This window comes from Bacillus sp. FSL W8-1143 (assembly GCF_037965155.1).
Classification (GTDB): domain Bacteria; phylum Bacillota; class Bacilli; order Bacillales; family Bacillaceae; genus Bacillus; species Bacillus pumilus.
Genome location: NZ_CP150182.1, coordinates 798,977 through 819,301, shown reverse-complemented (window position 1 = coordinate 819,301; position 20,325 = coordinate 798,977). Strand labels below are relative to the sequence as shown.

The following is a 20,325-nucleotide window of genomic DNA, read 5'->3' as shown; positions in this document are numbered from 1 at the left end:
CATTGTAGAAACCAAATTAATTCTTTAGACTCGTGCCTTTTTACCTGTTTTATTGATATAGCAACTGGAAAACGGCTGAATTTTCTGTTAATAATAGGATGAATTTCATAAAAAGTTTTTCGAAGAGCGAATATTTTCGTTTTCCACCCTTTTATTGCGCGGACGAGCTGCTAGACACTCTTCGCCGGTTATCACTTTTCTATTTGATCATTTCATGGTATATTCTAATGGTTCGTTTTCTTTCGTTCCGCCTCTTCCGTGTATCGGAGAAAAGGAGTGTTTTTATGAAAACATTTATTCAAAAACGAGGCCTCGGCTTCTTTGTTATTGCAGTCATTTTACTGTGGCTCAAAACGTATTCAGCGTATTTAATTGAATTTAAACTTGGTATATCAAATGTGCTTCAGCATATTTTGCTTTTCGTGAATCCTATTAGCTCCAGCTTGTTCTTTCTTGGCTTTGCTTTATTGTTCAAGAAAAAATGGCAGCCTGCCGCTATCATTGTGATTCATTTTTTCATGTCTTTTTTACTATACGCAAACATCGTGTACTATCGATTCTTCAATGACTTTATCACGCTGCCTACCGTGATGCAGGCAGGAACGAATGGCGGACAATTAGGTGATAGTGCATTTTCACTCATGCGTTGGACTGATATGTTTTACTTTATGGATACCATCATTTTGATCGTACTCGCAGTCCGCATGAAAAAGAAGCAGCAAACAAGTACAGCTACTGTACCTGTTCAAAAGTCAAAATCGTTTAGACTCGTCCTTGTGTCCTCTGTTGTCATCTTTGTGATGAATTTAGTCGCTGCAGAGATTGATCGTCCAGAGCTTTTATCAAGATCATTTGACCGCAATTATTTAGTGAAATATTTAGGTGCTTATAACTTTACTGTGTTTGATGCCATTCAAAATGTGAAATCAAACAGCCAGCGCGCTCTGGCAAATTCAAATGACGTGACAGATGTAGAGAACTATTTAAAAGCGAACAGCGCTGATCCTAACCCGGCTTATTACGGGAAAGCGAAAGGCATGAACGTGATTACGATTTCTCTGGAATCTCTGCAAAACTTTGTCATTGATTACAAAGTAAACGGAAAAGAAGTAACGCCATTCCTTAATTCATTGGCACACAACAACAAAACGTTTTACTTTGATAACTTCTTCCATCAAACAGGACAAGGAAAGACGTCTGATGCTGAATTTATGATGGATACTGGGCTCTTCCCATTATCCCAAGGCTCTGTTTTTATTAACAAAGCGCAAAACACGTATCAAGCACTTCCTGGCATTTTGAAGAAGGATCAATACACGTCAGCAGAATTCCACGGCAATACAAAAACCTTCTGGAACCGTAATGAAATGTTTAAGTCGTTTGGATATGACAGATTTTACGATTCTGAGTATTACGATATGAACGAGCAAGATACGAAGAACTATGGGCTGAAAGACAAACCATTCTTCAAAGAATCTATGCCAATGCTTGAAAACTTGAAGCAGCCGTTTTATTCGAAATTTATTACGTTATCGAACCATTTCCCATTTGGAATGGATGAAGGGGATACCGATTTTGAACCTGGTGACTTCGGAGACTCTGTCGTCAATAACTATTTCCAATCGGCTCATTATTTAGATGAAGCGATTGAACAGTTCTTCAACGACCTGAAAAAGTCTGGACTCTATGACAATACAGTCGTCATTATGTACGGAGACCATTACGGCATTTCTGAAAACCACAATGAAGCGATGGAAAAAGTGACAGGACAAAAAATCGGAGATTATGAAAATGCGCAGCTCATGCGCGTACCGCTCTTTATTCATGTACCAGGCGTAAAAGGCGGACAGATTCATAAATACTCTGGTGAAGTCGATGTCGCACCAACCCTTCTGCACCTGCTTGGTGATGATACGAAGAACTATTTAATGTCTGGTTCTGATATCTTATCGAAAAATTTCAAGGAGCTAGTGCCATTTAGAAATGGTGACTTCGTCTCTAAGGATTACACAAAAGTAGGCAATAACTATTACAGCAACAAAACAGGCGAGAAAATCGAGCCGACTGATAAGGCATCACAAGAAAATGAAACGGTGAAAAAGATGCTTGAGACATCTGATAAGATCGTCACCGAAGATTTACTCCGTTTCTACAAGCCTAAAGGCTTTACACCGATTGACCGCAATCAATATGACTATACAAAGAAAGTACAGGATGAAGAAGATTCCTCTTCCGCCAAAGATAAATCCGGCACTTCATCAAAATAACTTTCTCATTTTAAGAACCAGCCGATCCATGATCAGCTGGTTCTTTTTACGTTTGACCCCTATTGCACCGGGTATAGAAAGAAGAAGGAGGGATTTATGATGAAAAAAACAACCGCTTTTGTCATGACTGCTTCACTCGCTACGTCCTGCCTCATTGGATTCAGTCCTGCAGTCTCAGCACACGCCATGACCAAAACAGCAGTCGAACAATCCGTTCCTCAAGGTCCGAAAACCGCACTAAACAACATTTATGAGCTGGCACATAAAGGACAAATGCCGTATTATGCAAAAGGTCTTAAAATTGGAGTTCAAACAAAGATGGATGTCCATCATAAACTAGGAAATCCATATCCAGAAACAGGTCAAAGCAGCTTTGATTTGTATCATGCTGAAATGGGGAATCCGGGATTTGCTTTTCATTATGATGCAAAAGGCAAAATTGACGAAATCCGTTATTTCGGTACAAATGTAGAAAAAGAAACGAATATCGGCGGAATGACCCCTTCCCTATTAAAGAAACAACTTGGACAAGCAGGTTCGGTCAGCACCATTCCACAGACAAAAGAGAAAAAATACGTGTATCGTACTGGAGATTATGAGCTGGAATTTATCGCCGGCCATGACCCAGATATAAATCAGCAGAAGCTCACCGTCCTGCATATTAATCTGGTGAAAGCTGATTCCTAAATAAAAAAAGCATCCTGAGCAGAAGCTGAGGATGCTTTTTCTTTATTATGAAGCCACTTCTAAATGCGGCTTTCTTTTCATTGTTCGTTTCAAGACTGGACCTGCGACATAATCAAGTCCAAATTTGCCTGCATTTCCTTTCGCAGCCATGATGACGATGGCAATGAGCAGAAGAAGCGGGTTGACAGAGACGGTACCAGCTAGTAAGAAAGAGACATTCATCATGCTTCCGAAAAAGGCTGCAGTTGTTGTGAATAATCCAACAATTAATCCTAGACCTACTAAAATTTCTCCCCACATGACCATGGCACTGAATAGTCCAGCATTCGGCAAAGCGACATTTTCTAAAAACCATACATAGAACGGATACACAAGGTTTCCATCTTTGACAACAGGTTCAGCTATCGCAAATTGTAAATATCCTGATGCATCGAATCCGCCTGTTAGTTTTCCTATACCAGATGTGAGCCAAGTCCAACCGATATAAAGTCTTGCTGCCAAAAGGATAACCGCTGCCCATACATTCGTTTGTAAGAATTTTGTAAACATGATGATGCCTCCCTTTAATTTATGTGAATTTCTTCACATTTTCTTTATGATCTTATTATACTATGTTAAAACTAATTTGTGATCTTTTTCACATACGTATTCACAAATTGTTCATGAATATCTAGTTGAGGTAACTTTTCCCTTGCTAAATCCGTCTTAGTCATTTCAGACAATGAAAAGAGGTTTCATTTTGTATGAAAACATTATTCCAGTTTGCTTACTTACAGGCGATGTCGTGTCTATTCCCCGTCATGATCTTTGCAGCGCTTGCCCTATCAAAGATAGTGACGATTCCTTTTCTACACCGGTATGATTTCATTCTACTGCTTTGCCTTCTTGCCCAGATACTCATGCTGACGCTTCGGCTGGAGACATTGAATGAATTGAAGGTGATCTGTCTATTTCACATAATAGGTATTGGCTTAGAATTGTATAAAGTTCATATGGGTTCTTGGTCCTATCCTGAAGAGGCTTATATGAAGGTATTTGGGGTTCCGCTCTATAGCGGGTTTATGTATGCGAGTGTAGCAAGCTATATTTATCAGGCACTGTCCCGGCTTCACGTGCAGGTCAGTTCATGGCCCCATCCGTTTCTTTCAATTGGGATTAGCTTGTGTATTTATCTCAATTTTTTTACGCATCACTGGCTCTATGATGTCAGGTGGTGGCTGACATTACTGCTTGTTGTCGTATTTCGAAAAACGTCCGTCTCGTTTCAGGTTGGCTCTTCTACCTTCCGAATGCCGCTTGTCGTCTCTTTCTTGCTGATTGGTTTCTTTATTTGGATTGCCGAAAATGTCACCACCTTTTTAGGGGCATGGCAATATCCAAATCAACAGCACGCTTGGTCTCTCGTACATCTTGGAAAAATCAGTTCTTGGTTTTTACTTGTTGTGATCAGTATTGTGCTCGTCATCGAACAGCGCAAACAAAAAAACGTTCAGCCGATTTGACCTGGCTGAACGCTTTTTTTAATCTCGATCGACTTCCTTGCGAAGATCATCTGCGACAAATTCTACATTCGTTCCAATGATGATTTGTACGGAGGTTTTCCCTGAAGTCAATACACCTTTGGCACCTGCTTTTTTCAATGTGCCTTCATTTAATAAATGTGTATCTTCTACTGTTAAACGCAGGCGGGTGGCACAATGATCAATGGCGGTGATATTGTCTTTGCCGCCAAGTCCCTCTAAAAGTATACTCGCACCTGCCGTCTTCGTATCATCGGCTGCAATATCTTCAATGTCCTCATCTTCTCTACCCGGTGTTTTGAGCTTTAACAGTTTAATGAGGAAATAGAAAACGACAAAGTACACAATGCCATAAAGCACCCCAACCCCAAGCAGCATGAGTGGTTTTTGTGCAATGCCAAAGCTTAAAACGTAATCAATCGCTCCTGCTGAAAAAGCGAAGCCGCTATGAATCCCGAGAATGTTCACAATAAAGAGCGAAAGACCCGTTAGTACAGCATGGACACCATATAGGAGTGGAGATAAAAACATAAATGAAAATTCAATTGGTTCAGTGATCCCTGTAATAAATGACGTAAGCGCCATCCCAATCATCAGGCCAGCCGTTGCTTTTCGCTTTTCAGGCTTTGCGGTCACAATCATGGCTAAACATGCCGCTGGCAGACCGAACATCATCACTGGGAAGAAACCAGTCATAAAGACACCCGCGCTTGGATCTCCTTTAAAGAATCGCGCTAGATCTCCTGTTGCCCCGCTGAATTCCCCGAATTGAAACCAAAATAAGTTATTCAGCACATGATGAAGCCCTAATGGAATGAGCAAGCGGTTAAAGAAACCAAACAGCCCTGCACCCGTTGCACCAAGACTTAAAATCCATTCTCCTAAACCATTGATCCCGCTTTGAATCGGAGGCCATACAAATCCGAAAACGGCTGCTAATAAAATGGTGAAAAGTGCGGTCATAATCGGCACAAGCCGTCTTCCGCTAAAGAAACCTAAGTATTCGGGCAGCTTCGTATCCTTGAAGCGATTGTACACATAACCTGCCAATAGCCCGCATAAAATACCGCCCAATACCCCCATATTGTTCGTTGAATTAATCGACGTTGTACCAGCTGATAAAATAAAATAAGAGATTGCACCTGATAATGCCGCTGCCCCGTTACCATCCTTTGCAATGCCGATCGCTATCCCCATTGCAAAAATTAAAGCCAAGTTTGCAAAAATGGCATTTCCAGCCGCATGAATAAACGGGATATCGAATACATCCTCCCGCCCAATAGCCAAAATAATCCCTGCTGCTGGAAGTACAGCGATTGGAAGCATAAAAGATTTGCCTAGCTTTTGAAAAAACTGAAACACCATTTGCCTTCTCCCCCTTTGTCATCATCATGACTAAACGTCCATGATGCTCATAAAAAATATATCATATGCACGTCTAGTTATCTATACCAATTTGTCCACATTCATTTGAATTCCGCTCTTTACTCTTTTTGCGTAAAATGTGGTAAGCTATTGAATAGAATGAAGTTATAGAAAGCGGGAATGAACAGTGATTGTCAAACATGATCATGAGTTAGAAGCCTTAAAAAAAGTCGGCCGAATTGTCGCTTTGGCAAGAGAAGAAATGAAAAGCCAAGCGAAACCAGGCATGTCTACAAAAGAACTAGATTTGATTGGGAAAAAAATATTAGAAGAACATGGGGCGAATTCAGCACCCGAAAAGGAATATGACTTCCCTGGGACGACTTGTATCAGCGTGAACGATGAAGTTGCTCACGGTATTCCAAGTGAAAAAACCATTTTACAAGAGGGCGACCTCATCAATATTGATATCTCAGCAGAGCTGGACGGCTATTATTCCGATACCGGTATTTCATTCGTATTAGGTACAGGTGATGCTCGTCTTGAAGCATTATGCCAGTGTGCAGAGGATGCATTCCTTGAAGGATTAAAGCATGCAAAAGCCGGTAAAAGACAAAACCAAATTGGCCGTGCGGTCTACAATACAGCAAAAGAACAAGGATTTACTGTCATTAAAAACCTGACAGGACATGGTATTGGGAAAAATCTGCATGAAGCACCTAACCATATTTTGAACTATTATGATCCATTCGATAATGCTTTGTTTAAGAATGGCACCGTGATCGCCTTCGAACCTTTTATTTCAACAAATGCTGAATCGATTTATCAGGCTGATGACGGCTGGACCTTTAAAACACCAGATAAAAGCCTAGTCGCACAGATTGAACATACCATTGTCATCACAAAAGACGAACCGATTATATTAACGAAGCTATAAGCCAGCTGATCCCCTTCTTCATTGGAGGGGATCCTTTTCGTTTCCCTTTCACGAATCTGTCATGACTAAACAAAAATGCCTGTGGTAAAATAGGCAAAGATATGCGAAAGGGGTCTTATTTGATATGTGGTTCATCATCATCGGCGTTATCTTTTTGATTGAAAGTATTATCTTAACGGTTGTAGGTATTAAGAAAAAACAATCCATGATGACTTATCTTGGTATTGTCATCATGATTATGACGGTCGGCATGATCATCGTTACCCTCAACCCGCCAAATTCATAAATGATCATTTCCAGCATATACATGGATCATAGGAAGATAGAATCAGTTTTCATTTATTCATACCTGCACACTTTTCACGTCCTTTTTTGAGATGTTACAATGCAGGCAGTTTCAATTGAAAGGAGTTTTCTATCATGCATTATGGTAGCAAAGGCTGGTATGTCGAAGAATTAAAGAAGCTTGGTGTGACCAAGCATGAAGGAAGAAAGCTTCAAAGCTTAAAAACATATTTCCTTGCAAATCTTCTTGAGCAAAAGAAATCTAGCTCATAAGCGCTTAAAAGCCGTACATCTTATGCTGATGTACGGCTTTTTTTAAATGGGCTGAATTCGTTTTTCTAAAGACTTCCTCACGACATCTGCTAAGGCATCTACTTCAAGAACGGCTTTTAGCCTCTCTGGACTTGTTTGACGATATTTGACCTCGTTCACTTCATGGACTGTAATGTGATGAGGTGCTTTTTCTACTAATACAAGAGAAGCATCAGCAGGCACTAAGCCTTCTCTCAGCACCCGTAAATAAAAGCCGGTATACCCCGTTTGCTGTACTTCCTTTACAAGCTTCATGTTGCCATGCTTAAAAGATAGTTTCACACACGGCTGTCTTGGCTGGCTCACTTCAACAAGTGCTTCTCCAAGCTGAAATACATCGCCAATCCGCACTTCTGTTTCAACTAGTTGGTGCACGGTCACATTCTCACCGAAGGCAGCTTCCTGTAACGGAACCCCTAAAAACTGCTCAAAATAAGCATAATGATCGTATGGAAAGACGCAGACGGCTTTATCATATCCTCCATGATGAACCAAATCACCTTGACCATCTCCCTCAAAATTGACCTTACTCAAATAGACAGGCTCATGAATTCGCTTTTTGTTGATGGCTGTTTTGATTTCTTTTCCGTTTGCATAGGTCGTGATGGGTTGTCCTACTTGAATTCCTACTATGTCGTATCTCTTCTGTCCCACGATGACCATCTCCTTTGATTGTCTCATGGCTATTATTTTACATCGTTAGACAATGAAATCATAGTCGATGCGTGAAGGTCAGTTAGATGCTATGGTACGATGAGAAAAAAGGAGAGATGACATTGATTCATTATCATGCCATTGTCACAGGACGGGTGCAGGGAGTCGGTTTTCGCTATTTTGTACAAGGAGAAGCCGTCAATCGCGGGATGAAAGGCTGGGTACGCAACACAGATGAAGGGCATGTCGAGTTAAAGGTAGAGGGTGAGCAGCAGGAAGTGCTTGATTTCTTAAAGACTGTCCGGAAAGGAAGCCCTTTTTCAAAGGTCACAGATATGCAGATGGAGCCGCTCACTGAGTTCGCTCATTATCAGGATTTTCGCATCAAGGGATGAAGTTTTCATAAAAAAACCTAGCTTTCGCTAGGCTTTTTCTGTTCCATGATAGGGCTTTTCCTGATAAAAATAATTCGGCTTCACAATGGTATTGTCGTAATGCTTGTGGAAGATGTGGGTAGCAGCTGGTGATACCGGTGGAATCAGCCAAGTCCAGTCCCCAGTCAGCTTACGGTCAGCCTTTTCTTCCTGCTTTTCGAACTGTTTGAATTGATGTGCTGCTGTATGGTGATCAACAATGGTCACCCCTGCTTCTCTGTAAGAATGGAGAACCGCCACATTCAACTCGACAATGGCTTTGTCCTTCCAAAGCGACGCATTCTTTGTCGTGTCCAGTCCTAAAATCGAAGCGACTTTTTTCAGCATATTGTAGCGATTTTCATCGGCTAGATTACGTGCGCCAATTTCTGTGCCCATATACCAGCCATTGAACGGCGCTGCATTGTAATGAATACCACCAATCTCCAATTTCATATCAGCAATAATCGGAACGGCGTACCATTTCAGTCCTAAATCACGAAATCCTTCATATTCAGGATGGGTAATCTCGACTTCTTGGACGATTTCTTTCGGAAGCTCATACAAAACTGGCGATTGATCCTTTAGCTGAAACATGAGAGGCAGGATATCAAAATGCGTGCCTTCCCCTTTCCAGCCATGGGCTTCACACAACTTTGTTAATTCAAGAGAAGCCTCGTCGCCGATGATGCCGTACTCCGTCTCATAGCCTGCATAACGAACGAGCTGATGATTATAAATGACGACTTCCTTTTGTGCATGATTTTCTGGAGGAAAGATCGTAATGGATGGTTTGATTTTCCCATCATTGGTCGCATACTCAATATGATGAAAGAGTGCCTCTTTCACCTCTTCTTCTGTCTTCACATGACGGCAGTCGTGAACATGCAGGGTTGACCAAAATAAACGGCCAATGCAGCGGTTGCTGTTGCGCCACGCCATTTTCGCTCCATGCGCCAATTCCTCTTGTGTGTGAGTATACGTCCCTTTAGAGTTAATTTCTTGTTTTATTTCATGCAGACGTGCTGCTTTCTCTTCATTTGACTTGCCCAATTCTTCATAGCATACAGAAATAAAAGCTTCTGCTTCATTCCACAACGCTTCTTGATTACTCAAACATACTCGCCTCACTTTAATACGAATATATCCATTGTAGCGGTTTCTATTTATAAATTCACTAGTTTCAAACCATTTTTTATCATATCATCCGACCATTGTCCTTAGAGCGAGGATGAATCAATCCGTTTAAGGGTTTGCTCGAGCCAGCGGACATAGCCTTTTTCTCTTTCAATTGCCCTTGTCAGCACTAAGTAATGCCCAAATTGCGCTGAATGAAGCGATTCAGCCCCAGGATCTTCCTCTGTTAACGCATGCAGCTTCTGCTTTAGCATGTCGACTTTCTTCGTGCGCTCTAGCAGTTGATGTGTAAACAGATCAGCTGCTTCTTTTTTGTCCATGGAGGAGATGAAAAATGTTTTGAGCATGAATTCATCCTTTGTTGTTTCTGGGATCGGGTCTTTTGTCCTTAACCACTGATGCAATGCTGCTTGCCCTGCCTCTGTAATTTGATAAACCTTCTTCTCCAGCTTCTTTCCTTGTATACGAACATCAAATTCAATAAACCCTTCTTCTGTGAGCCGTTTTAGCTCAGGGTAAATTTGGCTATGCTTCGCGCTCCAAAACTGTCCAAGGGAATCCTTAAAATGTTTGGTGATATCGTATCCAGTCAGCTCACACTGATTTAGTAAACCAAGAATGGCATATTTCAAAACTCTCATGATGTGCCTCCAACGCTTATTCTTTGACAATAGTATACCACAGACTTTAAAATAAACATGTAAATCACGACATGTTTGAAACAACATCATTCTAATGAAAGAAGGAATCAACATGGATCAATTCGTTGGACTTCATATGATTTATACGTATGAAAATGGCTGGGAATATGAGATTTACATTAAAAACGATCACACCATTGATTACCGCATTCATAGCGGAATGGTTGGAGGCCGCTGGGTCCGTGATCAAGAAGTGAATATTGTGAAGCTAACAAAAGGCGTTTACAAAGTTTCTTGGACAGAGCCAACTGGGACAGACGTCTCTCTGAACTTTATGCCTGAAGAAAAGCGCATGCATGGCGTCATCTTCTTCCCAAAATGGGTGCATGAACGTCCAGATATCACAGTTTGCTATCAAAATGACTACATCGATCTCATGAAAGAATCTCGTGAAAAGTACGAAACATATCCGAAATATGTTGTTCCAGAATTTGCGGACATTACGTATATCCATCATGCAGGTGTAAATGACGAAACCATTATCGCCGAAGCACCATATGAAGGCTTGACTGATGAAATAAGAGCAGGACGAAAATAAAAAAGCAGCACGCACTGTGCCGCTTCTAGATTGTAGACAAAGGGCTAAAATGATGTTGATTTTAGCCCTTTTTTATTTAATGCCCAACGTCCTTTTAGATAGCAAGAACCGGTACACTGGCAGTTCATCGCCTACTTTTGAAGCAATAAATCCAGATGACATGTAGCTGTCTTTTGATTCTGGCTCAAGGGCAAGTGACAACAAATTCGTTTGCGGCTGCGCCGTGAAATATACCTTTGTCCCTTTTGGCAACTGACGTTTCTTTTGGACGATTTCTGTTTCAAGCTGAATATCTGTTTTGCTTTTTTCATCTCGTTTTGTTACTTGATAGGCTTGTACCGGTACTTTTACACTGGCAGGCAATGTGACACTTTTTAACCCTAAGGTTTGAAGCTTCCGTTCTACCCCTTCATGTCCAGGTAAAACAAGATAAGCTGTCGGTCGCTCTCTCGACATGACAGGAGTAGCATCGCTCGCACTGTGAAAGCGTACAGGGACATTGATGGTCTGTCCTTTTTCAATATCTACCATTTCAAGCGAATCATCCACCGGCGCTTTGAAATCATCTTGAATGACCACTTGATCGTCATCATTCGATTGGAGACCTTTTTTCACCAGCTTCAAACGCTCCGTCACCATTTGCTGCTTCACCTGCTTTGCATGTTTCACCGTTGTTTCAATGATTTTTTCATGAGTGGTGACTTGTGCTGCGACGCGGCGGGTAAAGTCCTCTCTCCCAATGCCAATCCCTCTGCTTTCTACAAGAAAGGATAGCGCTGGGGAGAGCGCCAGAGCATTTCGACCAATTCGTGCATCCGTTCCGCCTTCATAGAGATCGATCTTTCCATCAATTCCTCTTGTGCTTGTATAATATAAATCATTTGAAAATCCTTGATTTGTTAGCGTTTCACGGACGCCGCTCACGTATAATTCATTTGACGTGAGCCGGATGCTTTCTGGAATATTCAAGTTCTTCCCTGATAAGATCAGTAAATCGTGATATTTGAGGGCTCCCGCTGAGCCGATATCTTCAAACTGCTTTTGACCCACATCGTATTCATGGGCATCAATAACTACCTCTGGCGCATACCGATTAAATTCTTGATGCAAGGCTGTCAGCTCTGGAGATTCTAATGTCATATGATCACGGTTTCCATCCATTCCGTTTGCAAGCCTGCGGTCAAACGCATAAGCACCATCAGGATTGATTCTCGGGACAATGATGATATTGACATGATTGAGTATACGCTCTCCTTCTTCACCAGCTAATCGTTTTGCGATGACGAGAGCCGATTCACCGGAGGCTGGTTCATTTCCGTGTATTTGTGCTTGAAGCCAGATCGTTGGCTTTTTTGAAAGTGGAGAAATATGACGATCCTTTGTAAAGTAGAGGGCTGGAATGGACCGTCCTTCAATGGATGTTCCAATCTGCTTCTGCGTAGCGTAAGGACTTTTGCGGACAATATCACGTAAGAATTGTTGAAGCTCTTCTTGTGTGGTGAAGGCTTCTCCTTTTTTCTGAAAGGCAGGGGTGACGAACGTCTCGTCAGGCTCAGGGTATAGCTTCTTCACTGAGGCTGGCTGTTCATAACTCTTTCCATAATAAGGGGTATCTGCATGAGCTGAAGCCGGGCTCATCATCGACAAACTTCCTGCTATGAGACATACAGCAGCAAAAAGAATCGTGCCTTTTCGGTTGGACATGCTATCCTCTCCCTTCGTTGATTTGCATTATAAAGAAAAAAACAGTAAAAGTGTCAGTATTTTTCAAAAATATATCTTTTGGAGGAACAAGAGTGTTTTTGTATAGGGCAAATGAATTGAGCTTGCTCGGCAATATGACCTAAAAAAAGTGCCTGCTCACGTAGCAGACACTCTTTTATTTACCAAATGGAGATGGCCCCAATGAGTACCGACATGACCGTCATGGCGACAACTGCAAGCACAGCCCATTTCATGCCAAACTTCTGATGCTGATCCAGTGATACTCCAACAAGTCCAACAAGTAAATGAGTGGATGGAACAAGTGGGCTTAACATATGAATCGGCTGGCCAATAATAGAGGCTCTCGCGATTTCAATTTTATCAACACCGTATGCTGCCGCTGTTTCTGATAGGATCGGCAGGACCCCGTAAAAGTATGCATCATTCGGCATAAAGAACGTAAAGATTCCGCTCGTTAACGCCACAATGACTGGAATGAAGCCGCCAAGCTGCTCTGGAATGGCAGATACAATCGAAATCGCCATTTCATCGACCATTTTTGTGCCTGTTAAGATGCCTGTAAAAACCCCTGCCGCAAATATCATGGAAGCAATCGCTAAAACGTTGGTTGAATGAGCCGCAATCCGCTCACGCTGCTGTTCAAGGTTCGGATAGTTCACGATAATTGCCACACAGAAAGCAAGAACAAATAGAACCGTTAAGCTGACTTTTCCAGAGACAAGAAGGAGCACCAATAACAACGTAAGCGACAGGTTAAACCACCAAAGTTTCGGCCGCTTGATGTCGTCCTGTAGTGCCGCTGCCATTTCATTTGCATGAATCGGCTGTTCGAGCTCAATGACACCAAGACGCTTTCTTTCAGACTTCCCAAGAAAATATGCCACCACAATCATGCTCAAAACCCCTGCACCAATGACTGGAATCATCGGACCAAATAAAAGTGATGGATCAACGCCAAGTGCACTCGCCGCTCTAGGTGTGGCTCCTCCCCATGGAATTGTATTCATAATCCCCATGCCAACTCCGGCAATTCCCGCTAAAATAATCGGTCGGATGCCAAGCAGCGTAAATAACGGAAGCATCGCTGTTGTTGTAATCATGTACGTTGTGGTTCCGTCACCATCAAGTGCAACAAGCATAGTCAGGACAGCTGTTCCGACGACAATTTTTAATGGATCGCCTTTGACGATTTTTAAAATTTTCGCCACCATCGGATCAAATAAACCTGCATCAATCATAATGCCAAAGTACAAAATCGCAAACATGATCATGACCGCTGTCGGTGCGACTTGCTGCACACCTTTGACAATCATGTCTGAAATTTCAGTAAAATGAAAACCTGCGATAAGAGCAAATGCAATTGGTGTTAACACCAATGCCGTTAAAACAGACATACGTTTCGTCATAATCAAAACCATAAATACAACCATCATAAGAAATCCTAAGATTGCTAACACTTTGTTCACCCCTTATGTTGTATACGCTTTCATTAAATGTTGGTATCCCATTTCCAACCCTTTCTGTCATGATATCTGACGCCTGAATTGAAGTAAATATTATGAATTTTAATTCTTTTTCGGTCGATAAATGCTTTTTGTTCATTTTGTTCAAACCTTGGTTTTGATGGATTCCATGAAAAAAAGCGGTCTCACTCGACCGCTTGTTCTCCTTGAATAAACTGCTCATATCGCCTTAATTGCTCTTCCATAAAGATCTTTGCCTCTTTGCTGTTCATATAACGACTTGTCCAGCCCTTTTGCTTTAATTGCTTTTTCCAGGAATTCGTTTGTGTCATTTTTTGAAGAAGCTGATCCCATTCACGAATCTCGTGCTGATTCATTTGCTTGGGTCCCATGACACCACGCCAATGAGAAAAGATGAGCGGGATGCCTTGCTCTTTCCAAGTAGGCACATCTTCAAATCCCGCTAAACGCTGATTGGTTGTGGTCGCTATGAGTTTTAGCCTCTTCTTTTCATAATCATGACGAACCTCTGTAATCGTTGTTGTTGCTGCATCCACCTCATGGTCAATGAGCGCCTGAAATAAATCATCTGCACTGTCAAATTTCAAAAATTGAATACGGTATGGATCAATTCCTGCCATTTCTGCCGCTCGTGCGAATGAGATTTGATCATCATTTCCAAAGTCTGGGGCAAATCCAATTTTTAAGGAATCCGGTTTCTTCTTTAGTGTGTTTAATAGCTCCTTCCCATTTGAAAAGGGAGAATCCACTGGGACTGCGACGACCTGCCACTCTTCCGCAAGAATCGCAAGTGGCGTGACATCATTCATTGTCATGTTACTGCTGCCAAGCAAATTACGGCTTAACAATAAGCTTGAATTTAAACTAATATAGTTGGTATCTCGCTCCAGCATATATGTCCATCCTTTATCCACCGTTCCGCCTCTTTGATAAAGGATATTCACCGGCCGCTTCACCAGCTTTTCCTTCTCGAGCACTGATTTCATCACTTGAGCTGTTTGGTCAAATCCGCCGTCAGGGACACCAGACACCACGATATATAATGGGCTGTGCTGCAGGAAAGAGTCACCTCCCTTTTTTTCATTAAAGGTGAGCGGCATACAAAGACATATTATGATCACGACAAGGCATTTTGCTTTTTTCATCTTTTAAGACTCCGCTTGCTTTTTGGCAGGATAATATTTTCGCTCTGGTCTGCCAATGATTCCGTACGCAAGCTCTGCCCGGCATTCTCCAGTTGTCACGAGATACTCAACATACCGTCTCGCTGTTGTACGTGATGCCCCCATCTTTTCTCCTAGTTCTTCTGCTGTAATTCCATTATTCTCTGATGCCATCAATGTTTTCACCTTGTCCAAAGTCAGCGAATTGATGCCTGTAGGCAGGTCTCTGTCATCCTGTTCCTTTGGCTCTTCCTGCATCTGTCCAAAAAACAAATCAATCATCGTTTGATTGACTTCATCCTTGGAATTGATGATGTCTTTCTTCTCTTTATATTCAGTTAAAACTTGCGCAAACTTTTGTGCGGTCACTGGTTTGATTAAATAATGAACCACTCCGTATTGAAGGGCATCTCTTAAAAGTGTCGTTTCCGTAGCCGCTGTGATAATAATCACATCTATTTCTGGATAGCGTTCTCTTAAAAGCGGCAACAGGTTTGTGCCGAGCTCATCGGGCATATACACATCAAGCAAGATGAGGTCGACTTGTTCCTTTTGAAGCGCCTCCCACATATCCTTTGCACTCTTTGCCTTTCCGGCGACTTGAAATCCTTCTATTTGTTGTATATAAGATGCATGAATGGCTGCGATTCGAAAATCATCCTCCGCAATGAGTACCTTCATCACCATTTATTCCCCCTTTGTGCCTTTCGGTATGTATGCAGTGAAGATGGCACCGCCTTCTTTTTGGTTCGTTATTTCAATCCAGCCCCCAAGTTCGTCCAGCACTTCTTTGACATTGGCGAGTCCATAGCCTCGTCCTTCTCCCTTTGATGAATGTCCTCTTGTGAAAAGTTGTGAAATGGCTCCTTCATTGACACCATCCCCTGAATCAGACACCTCTATGATAATATCAAATCCAATATCTGTGATGAACAAGCTTACTTCTCTTTTCTCCTTATTCAATACAGCCTCAAACGCATTGTCTACGAGATTGCCGATGATGGTAATAAAGTGAGATAGACTTAAATGTGCTGGTAGCGGCTCCAATGAACTATTTTCATCGATGTGGAAATGTACCTTCTTCTCAGAGGCTTTCCCTAGCTTGCCAAGTAGGATGGCTTGTATTTTAGGAGATCGTATTTGCTTCATCAGTAAATCGTGCTGACGGTTTTGCAGCGTATATTCTTCCTTTATTAAGTCAATGGCTTCATCCACTTGCTTCAGCTCAAGCAAACCTAAAATGGCGTACAGCTTATTTGAAAATTCGTGCGTTTGTGCTCTCAGGTCTTCTGAATATTGGCTGACCTCTGTTAATGTATCCAACAGCTTCGTCAGCTCTGTTTTCTCCCTGAAGCTCACAATCCCTCCAAAGACACGGTTGTCCTGCACCACTTTTTTCACATTTAAGACATAGGTTTTATCATTGACAACGGTTTCGATGTTCGGTTCAATTGTCTCTGCCTTTAAATAGAAAAGGAGGTTGGCTTTTGGCAAGACTTGATCAATATGAAGCCGCAGCTCGGATGAAACGCGCAGCATGTGTTCAGCAGATGTATTCATCATCGTAATCGCGCCTTTGCGGTCAAATGCAATAATCCCTTCTTTTATCGCAAGCAGCATCGCTTCTCTTTCTCGAAATAATGAAGCAATTTCATGCGGTTCAAGACCTAATGTATCTTTACGAATACTTCTTGTTAAAAAGATCGCTCCGAATATACCAGGCAGGAGGACAAGAAGAGCAATATAGCTAAGCTTGAATAGTTGATGGGCGGTCGCTTGATCGATTTCCTTTTTTAAAAATTCGACAGTGACTGTGCCAATAATTTCTTCATGCTTGCCTGTTTCTTTCATAATCGGGGCACTGCCTCTGACAACGGTTTCACCATTAGAATCACCCGATGATATGGAGGTTCCCCCAAAAAGCAGGGTACTTCTTCCTCTAAATACACTGATGGTTTTTCCTACATTCTCATGGTTCGTATGAAAAAGGATCTTCCCTTTTTGATTGGTAATGAAGATGGCATGTGCTCTAACTTGATCCTTCATTTGCTCAAGTACTACCTGTTCTTCATTTTTCGATGCAGATGTGGCCACCGATGTTTTAATGGGCGGCATATATGAGATTGTTCTAGCGGTTTGCACCGCCAGCTGTTCTGCTTGCCGCTGCCTTTCTGAGGTCTGCAAAAAACCAAAACAAATGGTCAATAACGCAATGACAACAAGCAAAAGCCCGATTATTAATCCCAAAATTTTCGTTTGTAAAGTGACTTTCCTTTTGCCCATCCTCACCGCCACAACCCCTAATCCAACTAAATTCATCGAATAAGCTCTAAGAAAATCATATCATTTTTTCTTGCGAAGTTAAGAGAAAATTCATTCAAACAAAAAAGGACGACTCAAATTGAGTCATCCCTGTTTCAATTACGTGATGGATAAGCCTGCACTCGCATAGCCTGCTACGGTGTTAATTAAAGATAAGCCTGTTGCAGTCGCAGAGAAAACAACCAGTAATCTTGTTTCTGCTGTAACTGGCACATTCAGACCAGTAGCGATGCCGTTTGAAATAGCACCTATCGATAAAATACCTGTTAAGTCTGGAGCCAATGTGACGCTCGCTACTTGAGTGAAGCTGTTATCTGGTGTCGGTGAAGCAAATAAGCTAGCTGTTACTGTAATATTCGTGCCGACTAAAGCTAATGCTGCCGTGGTACTAAAGTATCCGGCAAATGAAGTAATAGTACCATCTCTTGGTACAGAGAATGCCATATTTAAAAGCGTACCTGCTGCACCTGTTAAGTCGATGATACCACCAAGTATGCTAACGCCTGTTGCAGAGCTACCAAAGCCGACCAAACTAGATGTTCCAACAAGACCGCCTGCAATTGTAGTCAAGACAGCAGGGGTACCTGATGCAAATGGAATAATCGCACTCGATCCAGTTGCTCCGGTGACTCCAGTGGCTCCGGTATCTCCTGTTGCTCCCGTTACTCCAGTCGCTCCGGTGGCTCCGGTGGCTCCGGTGGCTCCAGTGACTCCAGTGGCGCCGGTATCTCCTGTTGCTCCCGTTACTCCGGTCGCTCCGGTGACTCCAGTGGCGCCGGTGTCTCCTGTTGCTCCCGTTACTCCGGTGGCGCCGGTATCTCCTGTTGCTCCCGTTACTCCAGTCGCTCCGGTGGCGCCGGTATCTCCTGTTGCTCCCGTTACTCCGGTCGCTCCGGTGACTCCAGTGGCGCCGGTGTCTCCTGTTGCTCCCGTTACTCCGGTGGCGCCGGTATCTCCTGTTGCTCCCGTTACTCCAGTCGCTCCGGTGGCGCCGGTATCTCCTGTTGCTCCCGTTACTCCGGTCGCTCCGGTGACTCCAGTGGCGCCGGTGTCTCCTGTTGCTCCCGTTACTCCGGTGGCGCCGGTATCTCCTGTTGCTCCCGTTACTCCAGTCGCTCCGGTGGCGCCGGTATCTCCTGTTGCTCCCGTTACTCCGGTCGCTCCGGTGACTCCAGTGGCGCCGGTGTCTCCTGTTGCTCCCGTTACTCCGGTGGCGCCGGTATCTCCTGTTGCTCCCGTTACTCCAGTCGCTCCGGTGGCGCCGGTATCTCCTGTTGCTCCCGTTACTCCGGTGGCGCCGGTATCTCCTGTTGCTCCCGTCGCTCCGGTGGCGCCGGTATCTCCTGTTGCTCCTGTGACTCCAGTGGCGCCGGTATCTCCTGTTGCTCCCGTTACTCCGGTGGCGCCGGTATCTCCTGTTGCTCCCGTTACTCCGGTGGCGCCGGTCGCTCCGATATCTCCTGTTGCCCCCGTTGCTCCGGTCGCTCCGGTGGCGCCAGTATCTCCTGTGACTCCGGTGGCCCCGATATCTCCTGTTGCTCCCGTTGCTCCGGTGGCTCCGGTATCTCCTGTTGCTCCCGTTACTCCGGTGGCGCCAGTATCTCCTGTGACTCCGGTGGCCCCGATATCTCCTGTTGCTCCCGTTGCTCCGGTGGCGCCGGTATCTCCTGTTGCTCCTGTGGCTCCTGTGATCCCGGTTGCTCCGGTAACTCCAGTCGCACCTGTATCTCCTGTCGCACCGGTCGCTCCTGTACCTGTTGCTCCTGTGGCTCCTGTGATCCCGGTTGCTCCGGTAACTCCAGTCGCACCTGTATCTCCTGTCGCACCGGTCGCTCCTGTACCTGTTGCTCCTGTGGCTCCTGTGATCCCAGTTGCTCCGGTAACTCCAGTCGCACCTGTATCTCCTGTCGCACCGGTCGCTCCTGTACCTGTTGCTCCTGTGGCTCCTGTGATCCCGGTTGCTCCGGTAACTCCAGTCGCACCTGTATCTCCTGTCGCACCGGTCGCTCCTGTACCTGTTGCTCCTGTGGCTCCTGTGATCCCGGTTGCTCCGGTAACTCCAGTCGCTCCTGTATCTCCTGTCGCACCGGTCGCTCCTGTACCTGTTGCTCCTGTGGCTCCTGTGATCCCGGTTGCTCCGGTAACTCCAGTCGCACCTGTATCTCCTGTCGCACCGGTCGCTCCTGTACCTGTTGCTCCTGTGGCTCCTGTGATCCCGGTTGTTCCGGTAACTCCAGTCGCACCTGTATCTCCTGTCGCACCGGTCGCTCCTGTACCTGTTGCTCCGGTTGCACCCGTTTCACCAGCAGCTGCTAACAATGTATAATCTGGTGACGTACCTGGCGTACCTGTTGGCGGCGCTGAATTCACCACATACGTACTTCCATCGAATGTCACGACTTGACCTACTGGATAAGTTGGGGCTACCGCTGGATCAAATGCCACGATGCCAGTTAAGCCTACTCCCGTTGGACCTATCGGGCCTGCTGGGCCTACTGGACCTGCTGGACCTGCTGGACCTCTTCTGCCTGGCCGACCTTGAATGACACAAACACAAGGATCTTTTCCGCAGCAAGGATTTTTCACTGGTTTTCCTGACTTTCCTTTCTTACAGCTATCACATTCCCATCCATCATCCTTATACGCATCATACCAGCTTCCTTTTTGGTAATGGCCTTTAGAATGAGAGGGATAGGTTTTTCCGCATTGTCTACATCTTTTCATAGAATCACCCCCATCCATCGTATTCAACCTCATAGTGAAAGGTGTATGTACATTTTTATTTTTATTTGGAAAAGTTGAGAAGACCTTGCGC

General features: G+C 43.8%; 19 protein-coding genes. 8 read left to right on the top strand and 11 right to left on the bottom strand.

Features of this window, described 5'->3' with window-relative positions; all coding sequences use genetic code 11:
• The first annotated feature begins 284 nt into the window (after nt 1-284).
• Both NSQ36_RS03900 and NSQ36_RS03895 read left to right on the top strand, forming a co-directional pair.
• Nucleotides 285-2,267, top strand: coding sequence for an LTA synthase family protein (locus tag NSQ36_RS03900; RefSeq protein WP_050944801.1), 1,983 nt, complete (start codon nt 285-287; stop codon nt 2,265-2,267).
• A gap of 99 nt (nt 2,268-2,366) precedes the next feature.
• The gene (locus NSQ36_RS03895) at nt 2,367-2,954 is read left to right on the top strand and encodes a YjgB family protein (RefSeq protein WP_268459389.1); all 588 of its coding nucleotides are present in this window, start codon (nt 2,367-2,369) and stop codon (nt 2,952-2,954) included.
• A 45-nt stretch (nt 2,955-2,999) separates the two neighbouring features.
• On the opposite strand, the gene NSQ36_RS03890 is transcribed toward NSQ36_RS03895, so the two are convergent.
• Complete coding sequence (locus tag NSQ36_RS03890) at nt 3,000-3,503, bottom strand: DoxX family protein (protein WP_003214123.1); 504 nt, start codon at nt 3,501-3,503, stop codon at nt 3,000-3,002.
• Nucleotides 3,504-3,697: 194 nt separating this feature from the next.
• Here NSQ36_RS03890 and NSQ36_RS03885 point away from each other — a divergent pair, with 194 nt between their 5' ends.
• Nucleotides 3,698-4,456 (top strand): DUF817 domain-containing protein, encoded by a 759-nt coding sequence (locus tag NSQ36_RS03885; protein WP_226804769.1) that lies wholly within the window; start codon nt 3,698-3,700, stop codon nt 4,454-4,456.
• An 18-nt stretch (nt 4,457-4,474) separates the two neighbouring features.
• Here the strand turns inward: NSQ36_RS03885 and nagE are convergent, their stop codons facing one another.
• Entirely contained in the window at nt 4,475-5,839 is a 1,365-nt protein-coding gene (gene nagE / locus NSQ36_RS03880) for an N-acetylglucosamine-specific PTS transporter subunit IIBC (RefSeq protein ID WP_050944804.1), read from the bottom strand.
• A gap of 187 nt (nt 5,840-6,026) precedes the next feature.
• Between nagE and map the strand changes: the two genes are divergently transcribed.
• The 3 genes from map to NSQ36_RS03865 all read left to right on the top strand — a co-directional run bounded on the left by map (nt 6,027) and on the right by NSQ36_RS03865 (nt 7,334).
• The gene (gene map / locus NSQ36_RS03875) at nt 6,027-6,776 is read left to right on the top strand and encodes a type I methionyl aminopeptidase (protein WP_003213886.1); all 750 of its coding nucleotides are present in this window, start codon (nt 6,027-6,029) and stop codon (nt 6,774-6,776) included.
• 124 nt (nt 6,777-6,900) lie between these two features.
• On the top strand, nt 6,901-7,062 hold the full coding sequence (locus tag NSQ36_RS03870; RefSeq protein WP_003214360.1) for a hypothetical protein: 162 nt from the start codon (nt 6,901-6,903) through the stop codon (nt 7,060-7,062).
• A gap of 134 nt (nt 7,063-7,196) precedes the next feature.
• On the top strand, nt 7,197-7,334 hold the full coding sequence (locus tag NSQ36_RS03865; protein WP_106033234.1) for a YflJ family protein: 138 nt from the start codon (nt 7,197-7,199) through the stop codon (nt 7,332-7,334).
• Nucleotides 7,335-7,376: 42 nt separating this feature from the next.
• On the opposite strand, the gene NSQ36_RS03860 is transcribed toward NSQ36_RS03865, so the two are convergent.
• Entirely contained in the window at nt 7,377-8,027 is a 651-nt protein-coding gene (locus NSQ36_RS03860; protein ID WP_137055543.1) for an MOSC domain-containing protein, read from the bottom strand.
• Between the two features lie 122 nt (nt 8,028-8,149).
• On the opposite strand from NSQ36_RS03860, the gene NSQ36_RS03855 reads away from it, so the two are divergent.
• The gene (locus tag NSQ36_RS03855) at nt 8,150-8,422 is read left to right on the top strand and encodes an acylphosphatase (RefSeq protein ID WP_050944813.1); all 273 of its coding nucleotides are present in this window, start codon (nt 8,150-8,152) and stop codon (nt 8,420-8,422) included.
• 27 nt (nt 8,423-8,449) lie between these two features.
• On the opposite strand, the gene NSQ36_RS03850 is transcribed toward NSQ36_RS03855, so the two are convergent.
• Entirely contained in the window at nt 8,450-9,556 is a 1,107-nt protein-coding gene (locus NSQ36_RS03850) for a nitric oxide synthase oxygenase (RefSeq protein ID WP_339206826.1), read from the bottom strand.
• A 104-nt stretch (nt 9,557-9,660) separates the two neighbouring features.
• Nucleotides 9,661-10,218: a PadR family transcriptional regulator gene (locus NSQ36_RS03845; protein ID WP_212046546.1), complete on the bottom strand. Its 558-nt coding sequence runs from the start codon at nt 10,216-10,218 to the stop codon at nt 9,661-9,663.
• Nucleotides 10,219-10,330: 112 nt separating this feature from the next.
• On the opposite strand from NSQ36_RS03845, the gene NSQ36_RS03840 reads away from it, so the two are divergent.
• Complete coding sequence (locus NSQ36_RS03840) at nt 10,331-10,816, top strand: phenolic acid decarboxylase (protein ID WP_025206914.1); 486 nt, start codon at nt 10,331-10,333, stop codon at nt 10,814-10,816.
• Nucleotides 10,817-10,888: 72 nt separating this feature from the next.
• On the opposite strand, the gene NSQ36_RS03835 is transcribed toward NSQ36_RS03840, so the two are convergent.
• From NSQ36_RS03835 to NSQ36_RS03810, 6 genes are all read right to left on the bottom strand, one after another.
• Entirely contained in the window at nt 10,889-12,520 is a 1,632-nt protein-coding gene (locus NSQ36_RS03835; RefSeq protein ID WP_339206824.1) for a M14 family metallocarboxypeptidase, read from the bottom strand.
• A 179-nt stretch (nt 12,521-12,699) separates the two neighbouring features.
• Nucleotides 12,700-13,998 carry a citrate:proton symporter gene (locus NSQ36_RS03830; protein WP_050944809.1) on the bottom strand — a complete coding sequence of 433 codons (1,299 nt, stop codon included), beginning with the start codon at nt 13,996-13,998 and terminating at the stop codon, nt 12,700-12,702.
• Between the two features lie 191 nt (nt 13,999-14,189).
• Entirely contained in the window at nt 14,190-15,170 is a 981-nt protein-coding gene (locus NSQ36_RS03825; protein WP_339206822.1) for a tripartite tricarboxylate transporter substrate-binding protein, read from the bottom strand.
• A gap of 3 nt (nt 15,171-15,173) precedes the next feature.
• Nucleotides 15,174-15,872, bottom strand: a complete 699-nt coding sequence (locus NSQ36_RS03820; protein ID WP_170966035.1) for a response regulator — start codon at nt 15,870-15,872, stop codon at nt 15,174-15,176.
• 3 nt (nt 15,873-15,875) lie between these two features.
• The gene (locus NSQ36_RS03815) at nt 15,876-17,471 is read right to left on the bottom strand and encodes a sensor histidine kinase (protein ID WP_339207317.1); all 1,596 of its coding nucleotides are present in this window, start codon (nt 17,469-17,471) and stop codon (nt 15,876-15,878) included.
• Nucleotides 17,472-17,609: 138 nt separating this feature from the next.
• Nucleotides 17,610-20,234: an exosporium glycoprotein BclB-related protein gene (locus NSQ36_RS03810; protein WP_339206820.1), complete on the bottom strand. Its 2,625-nt coding sequence runs from the start codon at nt 20,232-20,234 to the stop codon at nt 17,610-17,612.
• Nucleotides 20,235-20,325: the final 91 nt, after the last annotated feature.

Excerpts from the sequence above, each read along its gene's own strand:
- NSQ36_RS03900 (WP_050944801.1), top strand. The coding sequence starts at position 285 with ATGAAAACATTTATTCAAAAACGAGGCCTCGGCTTCTTTGTTATTGCA.
- NSQ36_RS03895 (WP_268459389.1), top strand. The coding sequence starts at position 2,367 with ATGAAAAAAACAACCGCTTTTGTCATGACTGCTTCACTCGCTACGTCC.
- NSQ36_RS03890 (WP_003214123.1), bottom strand. The coding sequence starts at position 3,503 with ATGTTTACAAAATTCTTACAAACGAATGTATGGGCAGCGGTTATCCTT.
- NSQ36_RS03885 (WP_226804769.1), top strand. The coding sequence starts at position 3,698 with ATGAAAACATTATTCCAGTTTGCTTACTTACAGGCGATGTCGTGTCTA.
- nagE (WP_050944804.1), bottom strand. The coding sequence starts at position 5,839 with ATGGTGTTTCAGTTTTTTCAAAAGCTAGGCAAATCTTTTATGCTTCCA.
- NSQ36_RS03870 (WP_003214360.1), top strand. The coding sequence starts at position 6,901 with ATGTGGTTCATCATCATCGGCGTTATCTTTTTGATTGAAAGTATTATC.
- NSQ36_RS03865 (WP_106033234.1), top strand. The coding sequence starts at position 7,197 with ATGCATTATGGTAGCAAAGGCTGGTATGTCGAAGAATTAAAGAAGCTT.
- NSQ36_RS03845 (WP_212046546.1), bottom strand. The coding sequence starts at position 10,218 with ATGAGAGTTTTGAAATATGCCATTCTTGGTTTACTAAATCAGTGTGAG.
- NSQ36_RS03840 (WP_025206914.1), top strand. The coding sequence starts at position 10,331 with ATGGATCAATTCGTTGGACTTCATATGATTTATACGTATGAAAATGGC.
- NSQ36_RS03835 (WP_339206824.1), bottom strand. The coding sequence starts at position 12,520 with ATGTCCAACCGAAAAGGCACGATTCTTTTTGCTGCTGTATGTCTCATA.
- NSQ36_RS03825 (WP_339206822.1), bottom strand. The coding sequence starts at position 15,170 with ATGAAAAAAGCAAAATGCCTTGTCGTGATCATAATATGTCTTTGTATG.
- NSQ36_RS03815 (WP_339207317.1), bottom strand. The coding sequence starts at position 17,471 with ATGGGCAAAAGGAAAGTCACTTTACAAACGAAAATTTTGGGATTAATA.
- NSQ36_RS03810 (WP_339206820.1), bottom strand. The coding sequence starts at position 20,234 with ATGAAAAGATGTAGACAATGCGGAAAAACCTATCCCTCTCATTCTAAA.